7 protein-coding genes are annotated in these 12,055 nt (G+C 72.2%); all 7 read left to right on the top strand.

Annotation, left to right across the window (positions count from 1 at the left end):
* The first annotated feature begins 15 nt into the window (after positions 1-15).
* From VF542_RS04255 to VF542_RS04225, 7 genes are read left to right on the top strand one after another with little or no spacing between them, the layout of a single operon-like run.
* Positions 16-408 (top strand): GPW/gp25 family protein, encoded by a 393-nt coding sequence (locus VF542_RS04255; protein WP_408650463.1) that lies wholly within the window; start codon positions 16-18, stop codon positions 406-408.
* A 7-nt stretch (positions 409-415) separates the two neighbouring features.
* Positions 416-2,542, top strand: a complete 2,127-nt coding sequence (locus tag VF542_RS04250; protein WP_408650462.1) for a putative baseplate assembly protein — start codon at positions 416-418, stop codon at positions 2,540-2,542.
* Positions 2,542-4,638: a phage tail protein gene (locus VF542_RS04245; RefSeq protein WP_408650461.1), complete on the top strand. Its 2,097-nt coding sequence runs from the start codon at positions 2,542-2,544 to the stop codon at positions 4,636-4,638. Before VF542_RS04250 ends, VF542_RS04245 begins: the two co-directional genes overlap by 1 nt.
* Positions 4,635-6,257 (top strand): hypothetical protein, encoded by a 1,623-nt coding sequence (locus tag VF542_RS04240; protein WP_408650460.1) that lies wholly within the window; start codon positions 4,635-4,637, stop codon positions 6,255-6,257. Before VF542_RS04245 ends, VF542_RS04240 begins: the two co-directional genes overlap by 4 nt.
* On the top strand, positions 6,244-8,217 hold the full coding sequence (locus tag VF542_RS04235) for an ATP-binding protein (protein WP_408650459.1): 1,974 nt from the start codon (positions 6,244-6,246) through the stop codon (positions 8,215-8,217). The genes VF542_RS04240 and VF542_RS04235 overlap by 14 nt, the downstream gene beginning before the upstream one ends.
* Positions 8,204-9,589, top strand: a complete 1,386-nt coding sequence (locus VF542_RS04230; RefSeq protein ID WP_408650458.1) for a hypothetical protein — start codon at positions 8,204-8,206, stop codon at positions 9,587-9,589. The genes VF542_RS04235 and VF542_RS04230 overlap by 14 nt, the downstream gene beginning before the upstream one ends.
* Positions 9,586-11,634 carry a hypothetical protein gene (locus VF542_RS04225; protein ID WP_408650457.1) on the top strand — a complete coding sequence of 683 codons (2,049 nt, stop codon included), beginning with the start codon at positions 9,586-9,588 and terminating at the stop codon, positions 11,632-11,634. The genes VF542_RS04230 and VF542_RS04225 overlap by 4 nt, the downstream gene beginning before the upstream one ends.
* Positions 11,635-12,055: the final 421 nt, after the last annotated feature.

Below are 12,055 nucleotides of genomic sequence, written 5' to 3'. Positions count from 1 at the left end.
AGCGACCATCACCAGATGCCTGACATCGTCGACAGCTGGGTCGGTCAAGGACCGCGGTTCCCCTTGCGGCCGGATGAGAATGGCGCTCTCGGCTGGCTGGAGGGCATGGACCTGATCCGGCAGTCGGTGGCCGCCGTGCTCGACACCGAGCCCGGTGAGCGCATCATGCGACCGGATTTCGGCTGTGGATTGCAGCGATATCTGATGGAGCCGAACACCCTGACCACCCGGACCGCGATGACCCAGGACATCACCGCCGCGCTGGAGCGTTGGGAGCCGAGGATCCGGTTGACCAACGTTGCGGTGACGCCGGGTGAGGATCCTTCACTGGTGTGGATCGAGATCGCCTACCTGCGCCGCGCCGACCTGCGGCCGGACAATCTCGTCTACCCGTTCTACCTGAAGTAGCGCCACCATGGCGCTGACCTCTCCGATCCTCGACGACCGCTCGTTCAGCCAGCTGCGGGACGAGCTGATCGCGCGCATCCCGGTGTACGCACCGAACTGGACCGACCACAACACCAGCGACCCCGGCATCGCCCTGCTGGAACTGTTCGCCTACCTCGGCGAGGCGCTGCTCTACCGCTTCAACCAGATCCCCGAGACCGCCCGGATCGAGTTCCTGCGGTTGCTCGGCGTGGCACCCCGGCCGGCCCGGCCGGCCCGGCTGCTGATCGCTGCCAGCACCGACATCCCGGCCGGCTCCCGAGTCGGGAAGGGAACGGTCGCCAGCGCCGGTTCGGTGAGCTTCCAGACCGAGGCCGAGCTGTACGCCTGGCCGGTCCAGCTGCTCGGAGCCGGCAAGACCCCGCAGGCCCCGGAGAACACCAAGGCCGGCCGGGAAAGCAGCGCCGACGCGCTGGCCCGCGCCGGCTTGGTGGACCCGGCAGCTGCCCAGTTCTACCGGACGGCGATCCTGCCCGCGGACCCGATGGCACCGGACGCGGTGCTGGTGGACGTCAGCGCGCAGGTCGACAAGAGCCTCTGGGTGGCCGTACTGCACGCTGACGGCAGCCCGATCACGGAACTCGCCGGCCGGTCGCTGTTCGTCGGCGTGGCATTCGAGGAGACCTTCGATCCACCGGAAGCACTGGAATCCCTGGACGCCGGGCAGTTCCGGGCGGACGGCCTGCAGCCGGCCGCGCCGCCGATGGTGTGGCAGATCTGGGATCCGGTCGGCGGCCTGTCGAACGTGCCGGTGCTCGGCGACACCACCGGCGGGATGGTCCGTACCGGCGTGCTGGAACTGCAGTTGCCGCAGCCGATGCCGAACCTCACCGGCGCGGTGAGCGCCGGCGGCGCGGACAGCCCGCCCCCGCTTGCCGATGACAAGCTGGCGCGACAGGTGATCGGGTGGCTGCGGGTCAGCCGGCCCAAGACCGCCGACATCGGTGACACCATCAAGCGGGTGCGCTGGGTGGGTGCCAACGCGGTTTCCGCGGTGCAGTCCCGGACGGCGCCGGTGGAGCTGCTGGGCACCGGCACCGGCGACGCGGACCAGCGCTATCCGCTCAACCAGCACCCGGTGCTGCCGAAGACCATCGAGCTGCAGGTGGAGGAGCCGGACGGCTGGCAGCCCTGGCTGGAGGTCGACAACTTCGCGGCCAGTGGCATGACCGATCGGCATTTCACGGTTGATTACAACCAGGGCGCGGTGCAGTTCGGCCGGCGCCGGGTTCCACAGCTCGGCGAGCGGATCCGGGTGGTCGGCTACCAGTACGGCGGCGGGCTGGTCGGCAACGTGGCGGCCAAGGCGGTCAGCGGCCTGGTCGGCACGGCGGGGGTCAAGGCCACCAACCCGCTGCCTGCCACCGGCGGCGCCGATCCGGCCAGCGTGCCGGAGGCGCTGGAGCAGATCCCGGCCCACGTACACCGGCACGACCGGGCGGTGATCGCTGAGGACTTCACGGCGCTCGCCCGGCAGATCACCGGCGTGGCCCGCGCCGAGGCGCTGCCACTGCTCTACCCCGACAGCCCGGCGGAGCCCGCCGCCGGGGTGGTCAGCGTGGTGGTGTTCCCGGCCGAGGACCAACGCGATCCAGCGGCACCGACGCCGGACCTGGGGCTGTTGCGGCAGGTGGCAGGTCACCTGGACGCGGCCCGCCTCATCACGACCGAGCTGTACGTGATCCCGCCGACCTACGTCCCGATCGCGGTATCGGTGGGAGTCGCGGTACGCACCGGCTACCAGGTGGACGCGGTGCGCCGGTGGGTCGAGCAGATCCTGCGGCAGTACCTGTCCCCGTTGCCGCCTTTCGGCCCGGACGGTGACGGCTGGCCGCTCGGCCGGACCGTCCGGCGGGCCGAGCTGGCCGCGGTGGCCGTGCAGGTCGAGGGCGTGGAGTACCTGCACGACCTGAAGCTGGCCACGGTGGGATCCTCCGAGCCGGTGCCCCGCGAGACCATCGAGTTGCAGCGCTGGCAGTCACCCAAGGTGCTCGACCTGAGCGTGGTGTCCGGGCCGCCGCTGGCGCCTGGTGAGGCCTACGAACCGGACCCGCCGGCCAAGCCGCCGGTGCCGCTGCCGCTGGATGTGTGCTGATGTACGGCGACCGGAGTTTCAGCCTGCTCGTCCAACCGGATCAGTGGGCGCGGTGCGCGCACCAGAACACCGCGCTGCTGGCCGGCGGCGGCGTGGAGCTGGACTGGGCCGACTCCGATCCGTCCGAGCGCTGCGACCCGGCGCCCGCCCGTCCGGCCGCGGTGTCGGGGCTGGCCTTCGATCGATGGTGCCGCAGTTACCGGTCCCGCACCGGCACCGGCGCGGTGGAGGTGGCCGAAGCCCGGACGGTCCCGATGCGCGCCGACTGCCCCGGCCCGCTGGACCGGCCGACCGCGCTGGCCGTGGACTCCGGGCAGCGGCTGTATGTGATCGAGGCCGGTACCGGCTCGGTGCTGGTGGTAGACCTGATCGGCCGGCGGGTGCTGCGCCGGATCGCGCTGGGCAGGCATCGGCCGGTCGACCTGGTTGCCGAGTGCGGCCGGGCGCTGCTGCTGTGCCGCCGGCCGGACGCGCTGTACTGCCTGGACGGCCGGCGCGGCCCGCGTCCCGGCCCGGTGCTGGTCCGGCCCAGGTGCGCCGCCGGGCTGCCACCGCGACGGGTCACCGTCGGCTGGCTGGTGCTGTGGTCCGACGGCCGGACCGGCGTGATCGCCCGGCCGGACGGCACCGTCGAACTCGAGGTGGACGGCGCCACCGACCTGGAAGTCGACCGGTCGGGTCTGCTGGTGGTGGCACGCGGGCCGGGCCGGTCGCTGCGCCGGTTCCAGCGCGACGCCACGTCGGGGTGGACCGAGCTGGAGCCGGTCGGCGCACCCGGCTACGACGGTGGCGCACTGACCTTCGCACCGGACGGCCGGATCGCCTACACCACGTCGGGCGGCTGGCAGTCGAGCACCGGCTCGGTGGCTCGGCATCAGAGCGAGGGCACGGTCACCAGCTACCGGCTGGACAGCGGCAGCTACCGCACCCGGTGGGGCCGGATGTTCCTGCAGGCCTGCCTGCCGGTGCACACCAGCGTCCGGGTGCGGTGGCTTACCAGCGACGAGGACGAGGTGCCGGATCCGATCCCGGCCAGCCCGCCGTCGCGGGGCGCGCGCTCGGTGCCGCATCCGGAGCAGACCCCACCGCTGCCGCCGGCCACGTTGCTGGCCGCGCTGCCCGCCGACGGCGCCCCGCTGTACCGGCGCGGCGCGGAGGACCCCTGGCAGCCGGGTCCGGACGGGTTCGCCAGCTACGAGGCGCCGGTCGCCGCACCACCGGGCCGGTACCTCTGGCTGCAGTTGCAGCTGACCGGCACGGCCGGCGTGACGCCCCGGGTCCGCGGTCTGCGGATCGAGCGTCCGGGCCACCGGCTGCTGTCCTCGCTGCCGCGGGCCTGGTCACGGCAGGAGCAGGATGCCGCCTGGCTGCAGCAGTTCCTGGCGCCGGCCGAGGGCATGCTCGACGAGCTGGACTGGCAGGCCGCGCAGCGCAGCGTCCTGCTCGACCCGCGCGCCACCCCGGCCGAGGCGCTGCCCTGGCTCGCCTCGTTCGCAGGCCTGGTGCTGGATCAGCGCTGGCCGGAGCCGGCCCGGCGGACCTTGGTCGCCGAGGCCTATTCGCTGTTCGCCCGGCGCGGTACCAAGCAGGCGCTGGTGCGCACCCTGGGCATCTACCTCGGCCGCGATCCGGTACTGGTCGAACGCTGGCAGCTGCGCGGGCTGGGCGGCACCGTGCTCGGGGTGGCCGAGCCGGAGCCCGCGCCCCGGGTCGGCGCCAACCTCGACACCGGCACTCTGGGCCGGTTCACCATCGGCGGCCGGCTGCCCCACGACGACTCCTTCCGTGCCAGCGCGCACCGGTTCACCGTGCTGATACCGGGAACCTTGACCGCCGAGCAGCGCGAGGTGGTGCAGGACCTGCTGGACAGCCAGCGACCGGCGCACACCCTGGTCGACCTGTGCGAGTTGGGCAGCGGTATGCGGGTGGGCAGCCGGCTCCGGGTAGCGCTGACCTCGTTCATCGGTCCGGGTGCGCAGATCGAGCCCGCCGTGCTCGGTGAGCAACGGCTCGGCACCGACGGCTCGCTGGGCGTCGCCGCGGTCGGCTCCCGGCTCGGCCAGAACTCGGCGACCGGACGGGTGCTGGTCGGATGACCGGGCTGGCGATCCATCAGCTGACCGCGACGGTGCACGCCGAGCAGGCCGACCGGGCGGCCACCTTGCTGCGCCGGGTGGCCGCCGACTCACTCGAGCGCGCCTGGCACTCGGTGGCGGTACCACCGGGCCACTGGTGCGTGCGCCAGTTGCGGGTCCGGCTCGAACTGCGGGCCGAGTCCGGCGACGCCGGCCTGCAGCAGCAGTGGGCGCAGTCCCTGGTGGACGCACTGCTCGGCGCGCTGCGAGCCGGCTCACCCGACGTGCTGCACTACCAGCGGGAAGCTGACGTGCTGAGCGACCTGCTCGTCTCGCTGTGCCACCGGAACTCCGATCGGCTGTGGGCCTGGCGGCGGCTGGGGCTGGTGCTCGACCAGGGGCCGGATCCGGCGCAGCGGCCGGCCGATGCGGCAGTCGCGGCGCTGGCTGCCCTGCCTTCTGATGCGCTGGTTGCCCTCGGCCGGACGATCGCGGCAGCCGGGTTCGCCGCCGTGCATCGGCTGCTCGGTCGAGGTGGCTGGTGCGCGGTCGCTGACCTCGTCGTGTCGGCGGCCGGGGTGTCCCCGACGGCCGTCCACGGCGCCGGGGAGGACGCGGCGACACCGCGGCGACGGCGAGATCACCCGGCGCCCGCCGGCAACCCGGCGGAGGAGGCGGCGCGCGAGCCGGCCCACCAGTCGCCCAGCCAGACCCCGGACCGGACCGGGTCACCCGCGCCGATCGCCGACCGGCAACTCGCCCGGACGCTGGCAGCCGGCTCGGCCATCGCCCGAGCGGCGCGGGCCAGCGGGCTTCGCCCCGACCCCGATACGGCACACGCCTGGGCCGTGCTGGCAATCGCGGAGGCGGATCCGGCCAGCCTGCAGCACCCTCGAGCAGGCGTGCTACTGGCCGAGGTGGCCCGGCTGCTCGTTGCGGATCTCGCCGGGCCGGGCCTGCTGGCGTCCACGGTCGGACCGGTCGACCGGCCGGCCGCACGCGGCACGACAGCACCGGTACCGCCACGGTCGGCAGCCGAGCCTGCTCCGCTGGTCGAGAATGCCCTGTCCAAGGCGGGTCAAACGGCTCAACCCGCCGTTCCTGAGCCGGCCGATGGTGGCGAACCGCACGCTGCTGCGGCCACCGAACCGGACGACCGGACCGGCAGGCCGACCGAGTGGGGCGGCCTGCTGTTCCTGCTCGCCACCGCGCAGGCAGCCGGCATTCCCGGCGAGCTGCGCGCCGATCCGGCGCTCGCCACCCGATCCCTGCGGTGGTTGCTGCATCAGCTCGGCCTGCTGCTGGTCCCGGCGCCGGCCGATGATCCGGCGGTGCTCGCCTGCTGCGGGCTGGCCGGCGACCAGCCGCCACCGGGTGGGGTGCCCGAGGATTCCGAGCGAAATTGCCTGACCGGCTTTGCCGACCGCTGGCTCGCGGTCACCGCCGAACTGCTGGATGAGCCGGTGGCTGAGTTCCGGCCGCGATTGCGCCGATCCGCGCTGGTGATTGCCGAACCGGGCTGGATCGAGCTGCGGATGCGCGCCGACGAGGTCGACCTGGACGTGCGCCGGACCGGCCTGGATCTGGATCCGGGTTGGGTGCCGTGGCTGGGGGCGGTGGTGCGCTATGTCTATCTCTGAAAAGTTGATCTCTGAGCAGTCCATCCCTGAGCAGACCATCGCCTTGGACCGGCCGGCCGGCGAGCTGATTGCCGGCGCGGCCCGGGTGGCTCGCGCCATCGCCGACGTGCTGTTGCTGCGCTGCCCGGACCAGCCCGCTGGCCGGGAGGCCGCGGAGTTCCTGTACGAGTGGGCAAAGGCGCAGGAGCAGGACACCGCAGCCGTCGAGCCGACGGATGCCCAGCTGAGCCGGCTGGGCATCCGGTACCGGCTCACCCCGGTCGAGCTCGATCTGATCCTGCTGGCCGGATTGCCCGAGGAACACGAGGGAATCGCCGCTACCCTGCGCAGCCTGCATCCGCAGGGTGAGCCGCATCCATCGCTCGGGCTGGCCGCGCTGGCGCTCAATCGTGAACGGGCCGATCTCGGCGCGGTGGTGGGCACCGGGACGGCGTTCCGGCACGGGCTGCTCCGGTTGACCGGAAGCGGCACGCTGTTCGAGCGGTCGCTGGAGCTTGCCGCCGAACTGTGGCCGGCACTGCGGGGCTGGGACGGCTGGCCGGCCGAGCTGCCCCGGCTCCGGCCGGCATCGGCACTGCCCGGGCTGGCCGGCTGGCTGGGCGATCCGGCTGTGGCCGCGGCGGTCGGCGCGCTGGCCGGCCACGCGGACGTCACCGTGCTGGTGCACAGCGCGGACGAGACGGTAGGCCTGAGCCGATGCGTGCTGGCCGCCGAGCAAGCCGGCCTCGCGGTGGTCGCCGGCCGGGTGGCCGCGGCGGATCGGCGCGGGATCGAGCTGCTGTGCGCGCACGCGGCGGCACGCGATTGCCTGCCGCTGCTGGCCATTGCCAGCGATCAGCCGGTCACCCTGGCGGTGGACGGACTGCCGGGTCCGGTGCTGGAGCTGGCCCCGACCGGCACGGTACGGCATCCGGCCGGCCGGGCGGTCGCGGTGCTGCCGGTGCAGCCGGTGCCGCACAGCGACGTCCGGACCGCCTGGCGGCAGGCCGTGCCGGAGCTCGACGAGGCCCGGCTGGCCGCACGGCATCCGTTGGATCCGGCACTGACCGCGCAGATCGCGCTGGACCTGCGCGAGCAGCCGGGTCCACCGGCCCTCGCCGGGATCTCGGCGCTGATCCGGGCCCGGGCCACGGCCGGCCTGCCGGCCGGGCTGGAACTGCTGAGGCCGGCGGTGGCCTGGCATGAACTGGTGTTGCCACTGGACAGCGCCTGCCAGTTGCGCGAGGCGGTCGCCCGGCTCGACCACCAGGCCGAGGTGCTCGAGGACTGGCAGATGGGATCGCGCGCTCATGCCACCCGCGGCGTCCGGCTGCTGTTCACCGGGCCGCCCGGCACCGGCAAGTCACTGGCCGCGGGCGCGATCGCCACCGCGGCGCGCACCGACCTGCTCGTGGTGGACGTGTCCCGGGTGGTGTCGAAATGGCTCGGTGAGACGGAGAAGAACCTGGCTTCGGCGTTCGACGCCGCCGAGCAGACCCAGGCGGTGCTGCTGCTGGACGAGGCGGACGCGCTGTTCGGCAGCCGCACCGAGATCTCCGACGCGCACGACCGGTACGCCAACCTGGAGACCGCCTACCTGCTGCAGCGGCTCGACGCCTTCGGTGGGGTGGCGGTGCTGGCCACCAACCTGCGGCAGAACATCGACGCCGCGTTCATCCGCCGGATGGACTTCGTGGTGGAGTTCTCGCTGCCGGATCTGGCTTCCCGCGCCGCGCTGTGGCGGTTGCACCTGCCGGCCGGAACACGCTGCGAGGACGTCGACATCGAAGGCCTGGCCCGGCTCTACCCGGTGCCCGGCGGCTGGGTGCGCAACGTGGCCGTGGCAGCGGCGTTCAGCGCCGCCGCGGCGGGCGATCGGGTGCGCCCGGAGCACCTGAGCGCGGCGATGCGCCGCGAATATGCCAAAGCGGCGATGCCGTTCCCAGGCGAACCTCCGAGGAGGCGACATGACCAAGTGTGACGACACCGTCGACGCGAGCGCTCTGCAGGACTGCGGCTGCGAGTCCTGCTGCGCGGCCGACCTGCCGGCGAACCCCTTCCTGGACCTGCGCGCGACCTACGGCATGCTGCTCGGCGAGGACGATTTCCGGGTCCTGATGGGAAATCCGCGCGGCAAGCAGATGCTGCACTCGTCCTGGCTGCACGGCAGCGGTGTGGTCTGGGGCTACCGCGTCCAGACCAGCGGAGTGCGCGATCTCAAGGTCGCCCCCGGCCTGGGCATCGATTGCCTCGGCCGCGAGGTGCTCCTGGATGTGACCACCTGCCTGGACGTCCGCGACAGCCTCACCGAGCTGGCCCAGGCGCCGGACTGCACCGACGAGCGCTGCGAGTGCCGGCATCAACGCTCAGAGCGGGACGAGTCCGGCCGGCGGGTGCTGCACGGCTGCCTGGTGGTCGACTTCGACTGCTGCCGGACGGCCGCGGTGCCGACCCTAGCCAGCCCGTGCGATGTCACCCGCAAGCACGACGACTATTCCCGGGTCGTCGAGCGCGCCACGCTCAGGCTGCGGCCGGGTTGCTGCGGCCGGCGGCCCGATCCGTACCACCGCGTCCGGGTGCTGCTCGGGCTGGACCAGCCTCGCGACGGCGACGGCGAGGTGCTCGATGCCCGCCGGAGGATCGCGAGCGCCCCGGTCGGCGAGCGGGCCGAACTGCTGTCGCACTACTTCCGCTGCTTCAGCGCCGCGGACGCCGGCGACCGCTGGCCGGCGCGGGAGCCGGGTGAGTGCTACCCGTCGCTCTTCCCGGCCGACGAGGACGCCGCCGCGATCGTGCTCGCCTGCATCGACATCACCGTGCAGGAGACCGAGGACTGCCTCGCGATCATCGAGATGCGGGTGGACGAGTGCGTCCGGACGACCCTGCTGCCGACCGCGTCGATACAGGAGCTGGTCTGCGCGCTGGCACCGCTGCTGGCGATGATGCCGCAGCCCGACGCCGGCGGGCCGAGGGTGCGCCCGCCGCTGGAGTGGTCGGAGGATCTGCGCCGATTGATCATCCCGGTCACCGGGCCCCTCGTTCCCGGCTCGATCCGCCGGGCGATCGAGATCACCTCACTGTCCGAACGGGGGTGGGTGGACGAGGACATCGACGCGATCCGGTATTCCGGCGGAGACCAGCCGCGCATCGAGGTGGATCTGGCCGACCGTCCCATCAACGACCTGGTTCGGGTGATCGTGCGCGGCACCGGCCCGGCGCCGGTGTTCGGCAGCGATCCGCTGGTGCCCCTTGCCGGGCTGGTGGACGGACCGCCCGTCGGCACCAGCGACGGGCACGACGCGGTGCTGACGTTCCGCAATCCGCGGCTTACCGAGGAAGGGGAGTCGGCATGATCAGCAAGGATGCGCAGGTAGCCGGCCCGGATGGGGCGACCGTCGCCGGTGATCTGCGGCGGTTGCAGCCGGTGGACGGATTGTTCCTCCGGGCCGAGCACCTGCTGGCCATCGAGACCTACGCCGCGGCGCTGGCCCGGGCTGCCGGGCAAGCCCGCGGCACCGGCATCGTGTACGGCTTCCAGACCCGGATCAGCCAGGATGGGCGGGGTCTGCAGGTCGGGCCAGGTGCTGCGCTGGACCCGACCGGCCGGCTGCTGCGCTCGCAGGCCACCGCGCAGTTCGACTTCGCCGATGCGCCGCCGCTGACCAGCGAGCAGACCGGTTACTGGATCGTGGTGATCTCGCCCGCCGAATGGAGCGAAGGCAGCGAGAAGGTGTACGGCAGCCTCTGTGAGGATCCGTGTTCCGGTTCTGCGATCCAGCCGTGGACCGAGGAGGGCATCACCGTCTCGCTGGTGCCGGCCAGCCTTACCGGGCTGGCCGAGGCGACGCCGGAGCAGCGGCGCAACGTGCTGGCCTCAGGCTACTTCGAGCACGAGCGCGAGACCGGTGAGCCGTGGCTGACCCCGCCCGGGGTGGCCACCGGGCTGTCCGCCGAGGAATGGACCGGCGCGCTGGCCGCCCCCGGCTCCGCGGTCGTGCCGTTGGCCTTGCTGCAGCGCTACCAGGGCAGCTACCTGCTGGATGTCTGGGCCGCTCGCCGGGAGATCGGCGGGGCGCCGGAGAGCACCGGCTGGCTGGGGCACCTGGCCTTCCGGCCGTGGAACGTGTTCCTGGCCCAGCTGCTTCAGTTCCAGGACCAGCTGGCCCAGGCCAGTGACCGCTCGCCACGGGTGCGCCGGCGTGAACTGGTGAACCCCCGGGATGCGGTGACGACGAAGTTTGCCGAGTCCATCAAGGACAAACCCATCTCCCGGTGGACCGATGTGAAGGAGTTCCTCGCCGACTACTGGTCGACCGAGGCCGCACACTCAATGTCCGTGATGGCGGGATCGCTCTTGCAGCAGGGGTTTCTCGAGCTTCCACCGGCCGGGTACCTGCAGGTGCCCGACGATCCCAAGGGAATCCAGACGGCGATCGCGGGTTACTTCGACGGTGCGCACCTCGAACTGCGCACCCGGGCGGTCCGGGCAGACGAGGTGCCGGCCTTGTTCGAGCAGGCGCGCAGCACCGACCGGATCCCACTGCTGGCCGAGGATCCGCTGCCACGGGTGGACATTCTGGTGCCAGCCCGGCCGGCGGACCTGGCGGCGCTGAAGACGCAGGCCTACGGCTGGGTGGCCTTTGTCCGCCGGCGGTCCACCGATCAGGATCCGGAGACTCCCGAGTCGGAGCCGGTGGTGGTGTACGAGGTGACCGGACAGCTCGCCGAGGTGCGCAGGCAGGCACAGGCCGGGCGGCTGCCCTCGGATGAGTCCAGGGTTGGTGAGCTGACCTACCCGCGCGGCTCCTGGGAATACCCGGGCGGCGACGTGGCACTGAAGCTGACCCTGGACGGCCGGCGACGGCTGGCCGCGCTGGCGGTGGTATCCAGCGAAGCCCGCCGTCCGCTGGGCGCGCTACGCGCGACGCTGTTCGTCGCCTCGCTGGACGAGGGGCTGGATCCGGTGCCCGTTCACGCATCAGCTGTGGCGCAGGTACCGGCGGAAGCAATCATCATCGTGCACGACAGACCTGATCAGGCGGACAGCGATGAGGTCGCGGTGTTCGAGGTGAGCGCAGCGTTGGCGCAGGTGCAGGCAGATGCCGAAGCCGGCCGGTTGCCGGACCAGACGTCCCGGGTCGGCGTGCTGCGCTATCAGAAGGGGGAATGGCAGGATCCGTCCGGGCTGGTTGCCGGAATGGTGCATCAGGATGCGCCCGCCGCCGCAATAGCCGTGGTGCGGTCCGCGGACCGGTTGCCGCTGGCCTCGAAGCGGGTCAAGCAGTTCCTGGCCTCGCCGCTGGTCGGCCTCGGCGCAATCCCGATTCATCAGTACGCATCGGGTGAAGCGGCCGAGGAAGCGATCATCGTCGTGCACGACACCGCGCCGATCAACTAGCAGGGGTCGAGCTCATGACAGCGGTGCGGCTGCCTCGGGTCGGGGTGTGCGTCATTCGGGTCGAGGTGTCAGCCGACCATACGGTCATCACGGTAACCGTGAACCGCAACATCAGCCGGAGCCTGCAGTCGGCCCAACCCGATGAGACCCACCGATTTGTGGACAGGGAGGCCACCCTGGCCGAGGTGGCTAGGTTTCTGGATTCACTGCAGGTCAAACGTCAACTGCCCCTGAGCGAGCGATCTTGACGCTCGTGTCCGGATTCCGCGGCGACTGCCTCCTGATGTGACATACCGGTGACGCTGATCGGCTAGCGTCGCAGGCCAGTTGCTTTAGTGGGGAGGATGCCATGGGCCTGCTTCCCGCTGACTCAACGGCACGTTGCGTGGTGCACCTTGTCGGGGGGCCATACGTTTCAACG

The organism is Jatrophihabitans sp. (assembly GCF_036389215.1).
Classification (GTDB): Bacteria; Actinomycetota; Actinomycetes; order Mycobacteriales; family Jatrophihabitantaceae; genus Jatrophihabitans_A.
Note: the sequence above shows the minus strand (reverse complement) of the source record. Positions and strands in the feature narration are given on the sequence as shown.